At 64.2% G+C, this 12,636-nt stretch carries 12 protein-coding genes; all 12 read right to left on the reverse strand.

What is annotated here, in order from left to right:
• Positions 1-152: 152 nt before the first annotated feature.
• The 12 genes from N5C88_RS10105 to N5C88_RS10160 all read right to left on the reverse strand — a co-directional run bounded on the left by N5C88_RS10105 (position 153) and on the right by N5C88_RS10160 (position 12,223).
• Complete coding sequence (locus N5C88_RS10105; protein ID WP_251878656.1) at positions 153-2,240, reverse strand: primosomal protein N'; 2,088 nt, start codon at positions 2,238-2,240, stop codon at positions 153-155.
• Positions 2,241-2,544: 304 nt separating this feature from the next.
• The gene (gene hemE / locus N5C88_RS10110) at positions 2,545-3,618 is read right to left on the reverse strand and encodes a uroporphyrinogen decarboxylase (RefSeq protein ID WP_059377279.1); all 1,074 of its coding nucleotides are present in this window, start codon (positions 3,616-3,618) and stop codon (positions 2,545-2,547) included.
• A gap of 174 nt (positions 3,619-3,792) precedes the next feature.
• Complete coding sequence (locus tag N5C88_RS10115; protein WP_280015261.1) at positions 3,793-4,659, reverse strand: helix-turn-helix domain-containing protein; 867 nt, start codon at positions 4,657-4,659, stop codon at positions 3,793-3,795.
• Between the two features lie 202 nt (positions 4,660-4,861).
• Positions 4,862-5,287, reverse strand: a complete 426-nt coding sequence (locus N5C88_RS10120; protein ID WP_013391134.1) for a F0F1 ATP synthase subunit epsilon — start codon at positions 5,285-5,287, stop codon at positions 4,862-4,864.
• Positions 5,288-5,296: 9 nt separating this feature from the next.
• On the reverse strand, positions 5,297-6,697 hold the full coding sequence (gene atpD / locus N5C88_RS10125) for a F0F1 ATP synthase subunit beta (protein WP_059377274.1): 1,401 nt from the start codon (positions 6,695-6,697) through the stop codon (positions 5,297-5,299).
• 43 nt (positions 6,698-6,740) lie between these two features.
• A complete protein-coding gene (atpG, locus tag N5C88_RS10130; protein WP_054455186.1) occupies positions 6,741-7,646 on the reverse strand; it encodes a F0F1 ATP synthase subunit gamma in 906 nt (301 codons plus the stop codon).
• A gap of 98 nt (positions 7,647-7,744) precedes the next feature.
• Complete coding sequence (gene atpA / locus N5C88_RS10135) at positions 7,745-9,286, reverse strand: F0F1 ATP synthase subunit alpha (RefSeq protein ID WP_054455187.1); 1,542 nt, start codon at positions 9,284-9,286, stop codon at positions 7,745-7,747.
• A 28-nt stretch (positions 9,287-9,314) separates the two neighbouring features.
• Complete coding sequence (locus tag N5C88_RS10140; RefSeq protein WP_059377271.1) at positions 9,315-9,854, reverse strand: F0F1 ATP synthase subunit delta; 540 nt, start codon at positions 9,852-9,854, stop codon at positions 9,315-9,317.
• Positions 9,855-9,866: 12 nt separating this feature from the next.
• A complete protein-coding gene (locus tag N5C88_RS10145) occupies positions 9,867-10,337 on the reverse strand; it encodes a F0F1 ATP synthase subunit B (protein WP_013391129.1) in 471 nt (156 codons plus the stop codon).
• Positions 10,338-10,481: 144 nt separating this feature from the next.
• Positions 10,482-10,724, reverse strand: a complete 243-nt coding sequence (gene atpE, locus N5C88_RS10150) for a F0F1 ATP synthase subunit C (protein WP_003815363.1) — start codon at positions 10,722-10,724, stop codon at positions 10,482-10,484.
• 118 nt (positions 10,725-10,842) lie between these two features.
• A complete protein-coding gene (gene atpB, locus N5C88_RS10155; RefSeq protein WP_054455191.1) occupies positions 10,843-11,724 on the reverse strand; it encodes a F0F1 ATP synthase subunit A in 882 nt (293 codons plus the stop codon).
• A gap of 82 nt (positions 11,725-11,806) precedes the next feature.
• Positions 11,807-12,223 (reverse strand): ATP synthase subunit I, encoded by a 417-nt coding sequence (locus N5C88_RS10160; RefSeq protein ID WP_347881390.1) that lies wholly within the window; start codon positions 12,221-12,223, stop codon positions 11,807-11,809.
• Positions 12,224-12,636: the final 413 nt, after the last annotated feature.

The following is a 12,636-nucleotide window of genomic DNA, read 5'->3' on the forward strand; positions in this document are numbered from 1 at the left end:
CGGAGCTTGCGGCCGCCCGTCAGCGGGCCGGTAACACGCGAGAAAAAGGGGACGGGCGCAGCCGCCGCAGCGGGCCTGCCGCGCCGGCGCGATAGAGGAGAAAGATCATAGAACAATCGGATCGACGGCGCATTGGCCCCGGCCGCGGCCGATCAGATTTCCAGCGGATCGACTTCCAGTTGCCAGCGCACGCGCGCTTCGTTGGCCAGGTACGGCAGGTGATGCGACCAGGACGTCAGGAAGGCCTGCAAGGCCGGCCTGCTGCTGCTTTCGGCCAGCAGCTGCGCACGCTCGATATTGGCCACGCGTACCACGCGCAGCGGCACCGGGTCGTACAGCATGATGGCGTCCAGGCCCGGGAAGTCGGCCGCCCACTCGCCTTCCGGCAAGGCCCGCGCCCGCTCCAGGAACTCCAGCGCCACCTTCAGCTCGCGCGCCTCGGCGGTCAGCAGGGCTTGGTAAACGAAAGGCGGCAGGCCGGTGCTTTCCCGCTCGTGCAGGGCATGGCGGGCAAAGCCCGCGTAATCATGCCGCAGCAACGCCTGGTAGACCGGCTGCTCAGGGTAGTTGGTCTGTATCAGCACCTCGCCGTTGCCTTGATGGCGGCCGGCGCGGCCCGCCACCTGCATCAGCTGCGCGAACAGACGCTCCGGCGCGCGGAAGTCGTGCGCGAACAGCATGGAATCCGCATTCAGCACGCCCACCAGTCCCAGGCGCGCGAAGTCGTGGCCCTTGGCCACCATCTGCGTGCCGACCAGGATGTCCACCTCGCCGGCATGCACCGAGGCGAACAGCGCTTCGGCGCTGCCCTTCTTGCGCGTGCTGTCGGCGTCGATGCGCAGGATGCGCGCCTCGGGAAACAACTCCGCCAGATGCTCCTCGACCCGCTGCGTGCCGCGTCCCATCGGCGCCAGGTCCTGGTCGCCGCATTCGGGGCAGGCGCGCGGCACGGGGGCCTGATAGCCGCAGTGATGGCATTGCAGGCGATGGCCGCGGCCATCGGTGCGGTGCAGGACGGTGAACGCGGTGCAGCGCGGGCAATTGCTGACCCAGGCGCAAGACTGGCAATGCAGCACCGGTGAATAGCCGCGGCGGTTCAGGAAGATGAGCGACTGTTCCTTGCGTTCCAGGCGCTGCCCGATGGCGTCCAGCAACTGCGGCGACATGCCCTGCTTCAGTTGCAGGCGCCGCGTGTCGATCAGGCGCATGGACGGCAGGCTGCTGGCGCGCGCGCGGCCCGGCAGGGTCAGTCGCAGGTAGCGGCCGCGCTCGGCATGCTGCCAGGTCTCCAGGGACGGCGTGGCCGACCCCAGCACCACCGGGATATTCAGGTCATGGGCGCGCCACACCGCCAGGTCGCGCGCCGAATAGCGCAAGCCGTCCTGCTGCTTGTAGGACGCGTCGTGTTCTTCGTCCACCACGATCAGGCCCAACTGGCTCAAGGGCGCGAACACCGACATGCGCGTGCCCAGCAACATGCGGGCCTCGCCGCGCTGGGCGCGGGTCCAGGCCTGCAGGCGTTCGCCATCGGACAGGCCGCTATGCATGACCGCCAGGCCGTCCGGTCCGACCAGCGCCTCCAGGCGCGCGCGCAGCGCGCCTTCGAGCTGCGGCGTCAGGTTGATTTCGGGCACCATCAGCAACACCTGGCGTCCCGCCGCCAACACCCTTTCGGCCGCGCGCAGGTACACCTCGGTCTTGCCGCTGCCCGTCACGCCGTGCAACAGCACGGGCTTGAACCCGTCCAGCGCGCCGATGGCGTCCACCGCCTCGCGCTGGGCGTCGTTGAGTTCCGGCGGCTGATCCGCCTGGGCCGGCGCGCGCACCGCCTTGCGCTTGCGCCCGTCCAGGCGCGCCACGGGTCCGCCGGCCGAGCGCTTGCCCTGGTAGGCCGTGGGCTTGCGCAGCGGCGGCGGCAGCGTGGGCAGCATCACCTCGCCCAGCGGCCGCTGATAGTAGTCGGCGGCAAAGCGGGCCAGACGCAGCCAGTCCTCGTCGAAAGGCGGCAGGTCATCCAGCACCTCTTCGATCGGCCGGATCTGCTTGGGGTCGAAAGACGGCTCCGCCGGGTTGTCCACCACCACGCCAATCAGCTTGCGGCGGCCGAACGGCACGATGACCCGCAGGCCCACCGTCACCGGCGCGTCGCTGCGGTAATCGAAGGGGCCGGGCAAGGGCACGTCCAGCGCCACCCGCACCCAGCAGACCGCGGGGGTCGTATTCGGCTGCGCTTCAGACATGGGAGCTAGGACGGAGCATGTAGACGGATGATCCCGGATGATGCCGGCGCGCCCCATTTTCCGCCTGTGGATAACTTTGGGGAAAAGGCTGGAGCAACATCGAAAATTGGAATTTGACAAGATTGCGCAAACTTGCGAAATCTTGTTGAAAACCCTAATTTAATCATTAAAAACAATGACTTATTAGAGCTTCCGAGATTGTAAACTAGCATCTAAAGGGTTTTCCCCGAGAGCAATCTTGCTGTGCACAAGTGTCCCCGGGGACCCTCCTGCTCCGGCCCTGTAGACCGAAGCGTTCACTCACTTACCCCCGCAGCGAACGGCTGTGCTGATGGACTTCATCAACCAATTCGGCTACGGCTTCTGGCGGAGTAAAGCGGGAAATACCGTGTCCCAGGTTGAACACATGGCCGCCCTTGCCCACCGGCCCAAACGCGTCCAGCACGCGCCGCGCCTCGGCACGGATGGCGGGTCCGCCGCCGAACAAGGCCATGGGGTCGAGGTTGCCCTGGAACGCGACCGAGTCCCCGGTGCGGCGCCGCGCGGCGGCCAGATCCACCGTCCAGTCCAGGCCCACGGCATCGGCGCCGCAAGCGGCGATCTGTTCCAGCCACTGGCCGCCGCCCTTGGTGAAGACGATGGCCGGCACGCGGCGGCCTTCGTGTTCGCGGGTCAGCCCGGCCACGACCTTGCGGGTGTAGGCCAGCGAGAACTGCTGGAACAGGCCATCCGCCAGCACGCCGCCCCAGCTGTCGAACAGCATCACGGCTTGGGCGCCGGCGGCGATCTGCGCGTTCAAGTACTGCAACGTGGCTTCGGCGTTGATTTCGAGGATGCGGTGCAGCAAGTCGGGACGCGCGTACAGCAGCGTCTTGATCAGGCGGTAGTCGTCGCTGCCCTGGCCTTCCACCATGTAGCAGGCGATGGTCCAGGGGCTGCCGGCAAAGCCGATCAGCGGCACCTTGCCGTCCAGGTCGCGCCGGATCGTGCGCACGGCATCGAACACGTAGCGCAGCTTGTCCATGTCCGGCACTTCCAGGCGCGCCACGTCTTCTTCGGTACGCACCGGACGGGCGAAGCGCGGACCCTCGCCTTCGGCGAAGTCCAGGCCCAGGCCCATGGCGTGCGGCACCGTCAGGATGTCCGAGAACAGGATGGCTGCGTCCAGGTCGAAACGCTCCAGCGGCTGCAACGTGACTTCCGAAGCGTAGTCCGGGTTCTGAGCAAGGCCCATGAAGGAACCCGCGCGGGCCCGCGTCTGGCGGTACTCAGGCAGGTAGCGGCCGGCCTGGCGCATCAGCCAGATCGGGGTGTAGGGCACGGGCTCGCGCAGCAGCGAGCGCAAGAACACATCGTTCTTCAGTACGGAAGCAGACACGACTATCCTCGATGATCGGAAGCCGTGATTTTACTTCCCCTGGCTGACAAGTCGCAGCCAGGCTCTGCGCCGCACTTGCCGCCGCGCAAGCGGGGCGCTTTCCGGGGCAAGACGGCGCGCGTGACGTCCCGCTGGCTGGCCCCGCGCCGACCAGTTGGCCACCGCCCAGTCGTTTCAGCCTCCCCGCTCCTGCGCGGCCTGCCGGTACGGCGCCGCCTCGATGCCGTGCTTGCGCATCAGGGCCCAGAACGCCCGCCGATGCTTGCAGCACGCCCGCGCCGCCTGCGCCACGTTGCCGCCATGGCGCGACAGCGCATGCCGGATATAGTCGCGCTCGAAGCCGTCCACCACTCGCGCCTTCGCGATCCGGAAGGATTCGTGCGAAGGCCGCGGGTGCTGCTTGCGCATGCCCGACAAGGCTTGCTCGACCTGATCCGCCGGCACCCGCGAGCGCAGGACAGCGTGCCTCGACACCCCATCCGTACCCAACTGGGGCTGCGCCTCGCGATAGGCCGTCGCGGGCTCGCGGATATCCGTCCGCGCCAAGCCTCGCCCTTGCGCCGCGCCGGCCAGGCGGCCGAGCCGCACCCGCATGCTCTCCAGGCAGGCCGGCTGCATGATGAAATCCGACGCACCCAGGCTCAGCAGGTCTTCGATGGCGGGCGCCTTCACATCGGAGATCAGCAACAGCACCGGCGTGCTCAAGGCGCTGCCCGCTTGTTGCAGGGCCATCCGCGTCCAGGAGAGCGATGGCGGCGCCACCGGCAGGATGCAGCAGTCGTAGCGCCTGAGCGCCACCGCCAGCCGCGCCAACGCCTGCACGTCCGCTTCCTGGCCTTCGGCCTGCGCATGGGCATCGCTCTGCGCGCCGGATGCGGCATCGCGTGCCGCCACGCCGGGGGCCGCATAGCGCACCGGACTCAGCGACACCAGATGCAGCCGCACACGCGTCTGCCTGGCCGGGTGCAGCGCGACCAGGTCGCGCATCGGCCCATCGTGGCCGGGCGCCAGCAGTACCCCGCAATCCAGGACTTCTCGCACGCTTCCCCCTACGCTTGACTAGGAAGACTGAAGGCTACTGTTGCAACCGCCTTGCAGCTATTCGTAGTGATCGCATTGCGGCTCGCACAAAGGGCGGCGCGGCGGACGTTCTCGTGGACATGAAAAACACGAGCATGAAAAAAGCGGCCCGGAGGCCGCTTCTTTCGATTCCGGAGCGAACCCCGGGGCACAGCTTCGCCGCTTAGTGCGAACGGCCGCCTTGGCGCAGCTTGCGCGCCGCGATGGCTTGCGCAGCCAGCATGGCGAGTTCCGCTTCGACCACGGCGATGTCCGCCTTGTCCTTGGCGTTGGCCAGGGCCTGTTCGGCCTTCTGGCGCGCTTCCAGGGCGCGGGCTTCGTCCAGGTCGGCGGCACGGATAGCCGTGTCGGCCAGAACCGTCACGCTGCCCGGCTGCACTTCCAGAATGCCCCCGGCGACGAAGATGTTTTCCTCGCCTTGGTCGGCACGAACGATCTTGACCGTCCCGGGGCGTATGCGCGAAATCAGCGGGGTGTGGCCGGGCAGAATGCCCAGTTCACCCGCTTCGCCAGGCAGCACCACGAACTTCGCCTCACCGGAGAAGATCGCTTCCTCTGCGCTGACGACATCCACATGCAGGGTAGCCATATCGGTTCCTTATTGCAGTTTCTTGGCCTTCTCGAAGGCCTCGTCGATCGAGCCGACCATGTAGAAGGCCTGTTCCGGCAGCGCATCGCACTCGCCGTTCACGATCATCTTGAAACCACGGATGGTTTCGGCCAGCGGAACGTACTTGCCGGGCGAACCGGTGAACACTTCTGCAACGTGGAACGGCTGCGACAGGAAGCGCTGGATCTTACGGGCGCGGGCCACGGCCTGCTTGTCTTCCGGCGACAGTTCGTCCATGCCCAGAATCGCGATGATGTCGCGCAGTTCCTTGTAGCGCTGCAGCGTTTGCTGCACGCCACGGGCGACGGCGTAGTGCTCTTCGCCGACGACTTGCGGGTCGAGCTGGCGGCTGGACGAATCCAGCGGGTCCACGGCCGGGTAGATACCCAGGGCGGCGATGTCACGCGACAGCACGACGGTGGAGTCCAAATGCTGGAAGGTCGTGGCAGGCGACGGGTCGGTCAAGTCGTCCGCAGGGACGTACACGGCCTGGATCGAGGTGATCGAGCCGGTCTTGGTCGACGTGATGCGCTCTTGCAGCTTGCCCATTTCTTCAGCCAGCGTGGGCTGGTAGCCCACCGCCGACGGCATACGGCCCAGCAGTGCCGACACTTCGGTACCGGCCAGGGTGTAGCGGTAGATGTTGTCCACGAAGAACAGGATGTCGCGGCCTTCGTCGCGGAACTTCTCGGCCATGGTCAGGCCGGTCAGCGCCACGCGCAGACGGTTGCCCGGGGGTTCGTTCATCTGACCGAACACCATCGCAACCTTGTCCAGAACGTTCGACTCTTCCATTTCATGGTAGAAGTCGTTGCCTTCGCGGGTACGCTCGCCCACGCCGGCGAACACCGACAAGCCGCTGTGCTGCTTGGCGATGTTGTTGATCAGTTCCATCATGTTGACGGTCTTGCCCACGCCGGCGCCGCCGAACAGGCCGACCTTGCCGCCCTTGGCGAACGGGCAAACCAGGTCAATAACCTTGATGCCGGTTTCCAGCAGTTCCACCGACGGCGACAGTTCGTCGAAACGGGGAGCCGCTTGGTGAATACCGCGCTTTTCGTCGTGCTGGATCGGGCCGGCTTCGTCGATGGGACGACCCAGCACGTCCATGATGCGGCCGAGCGTGCCGGTGCCGACGGGCACCGAGATCGGGGCGCCCGTGCCGGTGACCTTCATGCCGCGGCGCAGGCCGTCGCTGGAGCCCAGCGCAATGGTACGCACCACGCCGTCGCCCAGCTGTTGCTGCACTTCCAGCGTCAGACCCTTTTCGGCGAACGAGGAACCCTCGTCGGCCAGGGTGAGCGCTTCGTAAATCTTGGGCATGTGATCGCGGGGGAACTGAATATCCACCACGGCGCCGATGCACTGAACGATGGTTCCGTTGCTCATGTCGATTCCTTGCTTGATAGCTTGTGACGGGATGCTGCCTGCCTCAAACGGCGGCAGCGCCCCCTACGATTTCCGAAATTTCTTTGGTGATCGCGGCCTGACGGGTCTTGTTGTAGACCAGTTGCAGATCGCCGATGACCTTCTTGGCGTTGTCCGACGCCGCCTTCATGGCGACCATCCGGGCCGACTGCTCCGAAGCCATGTTCTCGGCCACGGCTTGGTACAGCAGGCCCTCAACGTAACGCTGCAGCAGGTCGTCGATCACGCTACGGGCGTCGGGTTCGTAGATGTAATCCCAGCTGTAGTCCGACTTCACTTCCGAGGTCTTGGCCAGGCTATCAGCGCCCGTCTGGTACGGATCATCCAAACCGCTGGCCAGAGGCAGCAGGCGCAAGAACAGCGGCTCCTGCTTCATCGTGTTGACGAAGCGGGTCGAAGCCACGTACAGCGCGTCGATGCGGCCTTCCAGGTAGGCGTCCAGCTGCACCTTGATCGCGCCCAGCAGGCGGTCGAGTTGCGGCTTGTCGCCCAGTTGCACTTCCTGGGAAACCAGTTTGGCGCCGATGCGCGTCAGCACGCCCACGCCCTTGTTGCCGAAAGCGGTCGCTTGCACGGCGATGCCGTTCTTCTCGAACTCTTTCAGCTTGCCCAACGTCACGCGGGTGATGTTGGTGTTCAAGCCGCCGCACAGGCCCTTGTCGGTCGTGACCATGATCACGCCGACCGCCTTGACTTCGCGTTCGACCAGGTACGGGTGGCTGTACTCGGGGTTGGCCTGCATCAGGTGCGCAGCAATCTCGCGCACCTTGGTGGCGTACGGACGGCCAGCACGCATCCGCTCCTGCGCCTTGCGCATCTTGGATGCGGCGACCATTTCCATCGCCTTGGTGATCTTGCGCGTGTTTTGCACGCTCTTGATCTTGGTTCGGATTTCCTTAATTCCGGGCATTGCGCTTTCCTGTGAAGACTGGCCGATGGGTTCCGCTGGCGCCTCATCCATCCGGGAAGGATGGGTGAGGCGTCGCGGACGCCTAACCCATCACTTTCTTAAAAAGCACCGTGCTTCTTGAATTCCTGGATGGCGGCGGCCAATTCGGCTTCGTCATCCTTGGACAGTTCCTTGGTGTCTTCGATGCGCTGGATCAGGGCCGCATGCTTGGCCTTCAGTTGATCCTTCAGCGACTTCTCGAACGACAGCACTTGGGCCACGTCCACTTCATCCAGGTAGCCGTTGTTGACCGTGTACAGCGTGACGGCCAGTTCCCACACTTGCAGCGGCTGGTATTGCGGCTGCTTGAGCAGTTCCACCACGCGCTTGCCGCGTTCCAGCTGGCGACGGGTCGCGTCGTCCAGGTCGGAAGCGAACTGCGCGAAGGCGGCCAGTTCACGGTACTGCGCCAGGTCGGTACGGATACCGCCGGACAGCTTCTTGACGACCTTGGTCTGAGCAGCGCCACCCACACGCGACACCGAGATACCGGCGTTGATTGCGGGGCGGACACCGGCGTTGAACAGGTCGGTTTCCAGGAAGATCTGGCCGTCGGTGATCGAGATCACGTTGGTCGGAACGAAGGCCGACACGTCGCCTGCCTGGGTTTCGATGATCGGCAGCGCGGTCAGCGAGCCGGTCTTGCCCTTGACGGCGCCGTTGGTGAACTTCTCGACGTACTCTTCGTTCACGCGGGCAGCGCGTTCCAGCAGGCGCGAGTGCAGGTAGAACACGTCGCCCGGGTAGGCTTCGCGGCCCGGCGGACGACGCAGCAGCAGCGACACTTGGCGATAGGCCCAGGCTTGCTTGGTCAGGTCGTCATAAACGATCAGGGCGTCTTCGCCGCGGTCGCGGAAGTATTCGCCCATCGTGCAGCCGGCGTAGGCGGCCAGGTACTGCATGGCGGCCGAGTCGGAGGCCGAAGCGGCCACGACGATGGTGTATTCCATCGCGCCGTGCTCTTCCAGCTTGCGCACCACGTTGTTGATCGTCGAAGCCTTCTGGCCGATAGCGACGTACACGCAGGTGACGCCCTTGCCCTTCTGGCTGATGATCGTGTCGACAGCGACGGCGGTCTTGCCGGTCTGGCGGTCGCCAATGATCAGTTCGCGCTGGCCGCGGCCGATCGGCACCATCGAGTCGATAGCCTTGATGCCGGTTTGCAGCGGCTGCGACACCGAGCGGCGGGCGATAACGCCAGGCGCCACTTTTTCGATGATGTCGGTGGCCTTGGCGTTGACCGGGCCCTTGCCGTCGATCGGCTCGCCCAGCGTGTTGACCACGCGGCCTTTCAGTTCGGGACCGACCGGAACTTCCAGAATGCGGCCGGTCGTCTTGACCTGGTCGCCTTCGGAAACGCCGGTGTAGTCGCCGAGAATAACGGCGCCGACGGAATCACGCTCGAGGTTGAGCGCCAGACCGAAAACGTTGTTGGGGAATTCGAGCATTTCGCCCTGCATCACGTCGGACAAGCCGTGGATGCGGGTAATACCGTCGGTCACGGACACGACGGTGCCCTGAGTACGGACATCAGCCGAAGCGCCCAGGCCCTCGATGCGGCTCTTGAGCAGTTCGCTGATCTCGGAGGGATTGAGTTGCATATTGACTCCTGGAATCCTGTTAGTTGCCTTAAGCGGCGAGCTGATCGCGCATGCGGGCCAATTGGGCTTGTACGGAAGTATCGAGCACCTGGTCACCGACGGCCACGCGCACGCCGCCGATCAGCGACGGATCAACGGTGACGCTGGGCTTGAGCTTGAGGCCGAATTTTTGTTCGAGCGCGCTGACCAGCTCTTTGACCTGGGCATCGCTCATTTCGAACGCGCTGGTAATTTCCGCCTGCGCCGTGCCGTCGTGACGATTCCGCAGCACCGCGAATTGCGCGGCGATGTCGGGCAGCAGCAGCAGCCGGTCGTTTTCGACCAGCAGCTCGATGAAATTGCGGGCGGCTTGAGGCAGTTCGGCCTTTACCAGGCCGGAGAACAGCTCGACGCGCTGCTTGTCGCCCAGACGCGGGTCGGCCATGGCCTCGCGCACGTCGGGGTTGGAGGCGACCTGAGCCAGTTCGCTGACCAGATCGGACCAGGCCGGCAAGCCGGCCTTGTCGTCGCGCGCCGCGCTGAAGAGCGCTTCAGCGTAGGGCCGGGCAACAGTGGAAAGTTCAGCCATGACGGTCCCGGATTAAAGCTGCGCGCGGAGCTGGTTGAGCAGCTCGGCGTGTGCGCGGGCGTCAACCTCGCGCTTGAGGATCTGTTCAGCACCCTTGACGGCCAGCGCAGCGACGTCGTCGCGCAGCAGGTCGCGGGCGCGCTGGACTTCCTGCGCGGCATCCTGGGCAGCCTGCGCCACGATGCGGGCGCGTTCGGCTTCCGCTTCACGGCGGGCCTGCTCGATCAGGGAGGCGGCTTGCTTCTCGGCCTCGATGATGCGGGCGTGGTTTTCGGACTTGGCAGAAGCCTCGATCAGACTGACGCGCGCCTGGGCTTGAGCCAAATCGGCTTTGCCCTTCTCGGCGGCGGCCAGGCCGTCGGCGATTTTCTGGCGGCGCTCGTCCATCGCCTTCGTCAGGGGAGGCCACACGAATTTCATCGTGAACCAGCCAAGAACGAAGAACACGAGCATCTGGAAAATGATCGTCGCGTTCAGATTCACGGTCGTTCCTTTAACACCTTGCGGCTCCGACCGCACCCGGAAAGGGGCGTCACGGAGCACTCGATACTTTGCTGGGCGGCGACGGAGCTTGCACCCGCACCGCCGCCAGCGTCATGACCCGCCTTTTCGCCGGCGGGCGGTGCCTTAGCCGACGAACGGGTTGGCGAAGGCGAACAGCATGGCGATACCCACGCCGATCAGGAATGCCGCGTCGATCAGGCCAGCCAGCAGGAACATCTTCGTTTGCAGAGCGTTCATCAGTTCAGGCTGACGAGCCGAGGCTTCCAGATACTTGCCGCCCATCAGTGCGATGCCGATGCAAGCGCCGATAGCGCCCAGACCGATGATAAGACCGCAAGCGAGGGCAACGAAAGCGACGTTGGTCATGACAACTCCTTGGTTAGAAATCTGAAGTCAAAAATTGAAAAATAAGGGGTACTGCTCAATGCAAGATAATCTTGCTATCCCGTGCTGGCCGGATGGCCAGCACGGGAAATTCGGGGGATCAGTGGCCTTCGTGAGCCTGGCCGAGATACACCAGCGTCAGCATCATGAAAATGAAGGCCTGCAGCAGAACGATCAGGATGTGGAAGATCGCCCAGATGGAGCCGGCCAGGATGTGGCCGATGCCCAAGCCGATGCTGGCGCCGTTGAAGCCAGTCCAGGCGCCGCCCAGCAGGGCGATCAGCATGAAAATCAGTTCGCCGGCGAACATGTTGCCGAACAACCGCATGCCCAGCGACACGGACTTGGCGGCGTATTCGATCAGGTTCAGCAGCAGGTTGAACGGGGCCAGCACGATGGCGCCGATGCCATGCGCGTGGAACGGCGCGGTGAACAGTTCTTTGACGAAGCCGCCCGGGTGCTTGATCTTGATGCCGTAGTAGAACATCAGCAGCAGCACGCCCAGCGACATGCCCATCGGCACGTTCAGGTCGGCGGTCGGCAGAATGCGGTGGTAGTAGAGCGGATCGCCGTGCTCAGCGCCCAGGCCGGTCAGGCGCCAGATGGAGGGCAGCAGGTCGACGGGCAGCAAGTCCAGCGCGTTCATCAGGATGATCCAGAGGAACACGGTCAGTGCCAGCGGGGCGATGAAAAGACGGCTCTTGGCGTTGTGGACGATGCCCTTGGCCTGATCGTCGACCATGTCGACGATCATTTCCACGAAGGCCTGGAAACGGCCCGGCACGCCACTGGTGGCGCGGCGCGCAGCGCGCCACAGGAAGAAAATGACGATCAGACCCATCAGGCCGGACCAGAACAACGAGTCGTAATTGATGATGTCGAACTGAGCGATAGCGCTCTGTTTCTCACCGGTATTGTTCAGATGCACCAGGTGGTGCTGAATATACGCGGACTGAGGCGACACGTCGCTGGCAGCAGCCATTTGAATCCTACCCTATTTGCTGTGCCCGGCCCTTGCGAACCGGACGATTCCACGATTTCGTTTGCCGCAAACCTGCTCGGCGCTATGACAACTTGCGGAACATCAAGAGCAGGAGATAGCCCTTCAATGTGAGTATCAGACCGAGCAACGCGGCAGGCCATACGAGGCTATCCTGCGCCACACGCGAAAGCAGCCACAACAGCAGCGCCGTTGCGAACAACTTGATCAACTCACCAGAGAGAAAGGTAAAGGGACTGGACTTACCGGCCCGTACGCTGACAGCCAGGCGCAATGCGAACAACGCATTGGGAATGAAATACGCTCCCGCCCCCGCCAGCGCCGACCAACCTGCCGCCGCCCCTCCGACAACCCCCGCAATTACTGCTGCTGCGAGCCCCATGGCACCTTGCGCTGCCAATGCCAACAGGAGCCCGCGACTGGCTTGAGCATTCAGCGCCGCGCGATCCGCGTCACTGAGAACCAGAACTTTATCCGCCATGTCGTGGTCAAACATTGCTTGCTGCTGACCCTGACCGTCAACCGGACCCTGCCGCACTTCATGCTGCATGGAGTTCTGTTGCATCAAACTTCCTCGCTTTGCTTCTTTGCCCCTATCAGAACCGGCGCGTCTCGCTGCCCGTAGCTGCCTCCCATAGCCGGCGCCAAGTCGTTGATTTCAAAAGGCTCATCAACGCCGTGCCCGCTACTTGTCAGCCGCTACGTGTTCTTATCCCGCAAGCGTCAAACCCGCAGAGTATAGCGTGATTCTTTTTACCCTAGCAAATGAACTTTCGGCCGTTTGTAAGGCGCAAACAACGCCTGGATCGGCCGAAATTAGGGACGCGAATCACCCCTCGCAGCATGCTGAGCAAACCCTGCTCAATGAAGCGCGGCCTCCGTCACGGAGGCCGC

This window comes from Achromobacter sp. GD03932 (genome assembly GCF_029839485.1).
Taxonomy (GTDB): Bacteria; Pseudomonadota; Gammaproteobacteria; order Burkholderiales; family Burkholderiaceae_B; genus Achromobacter; species Achromobacter bronchisepticus_A.

Coding starts and splice junctions, on each gene's coding strand:
- N5C88_RS10105 (WP_251878656.1), bottom strand. CDS start 2,240: ATGTCTGAAGCGCAGCCGAATACGACCCCCGCGGTCTGCTGGGTGCGG.
- N5C88_RS10120 (WP_013391134.1), bottom strand. CDS start 5,287: ATGGCTACCCTGCATGTGGATGTCGTCAGCGCAGAGGAAGCGATCTTC.
- atpD (WP_059377274.1), bottom strand. CDS start 6,697: ATGAGCAACGGAACCATCGTTCAGTGCATCGGCGCCGTGGTGGATATT.
- atpG (WP_054455186.1), bottom strand. CDS start 7,646: ATGCCCGGAATTAAGGAAATCCGAACCAAGATCAAGAGCGTGCAAAAC.
- atpA (WP_054455187.1), bottom strand. CDS start 9,286: ATGCAACTCAATCCCTCCGAGATCAGCGAACTGCTCAAGAGCCGCATC.
- N5C88_RS10140 (WP_059377271.1), bottom strand. CDS start 9,854: ATGGCTGAACTTTCCACTGTTGCCCGGCCCTACGCTGAAGCGCTCTTC.
- atpE (WP_003815363.1), bottom strand. CDS start 10,724: ATGACCAACGTCGCTTTCGTTGCCCTCGCTTGCGGTCTTATCATCGGT.
- atpB (WP_054455191.1), bottom strand. CDS start 11,724: ATGGCTGCTGCCAGCGACGTGTCGCCTCAGTCCGCGTATATTCAGCAC.
- N5C88_RS10160 (WP_347881390.1), bottom strand. CDS start 12,223: ATGGCGGATAAAGTTCTGGTTCTCAGTGACGCGGATCGCGCGGCGCTG.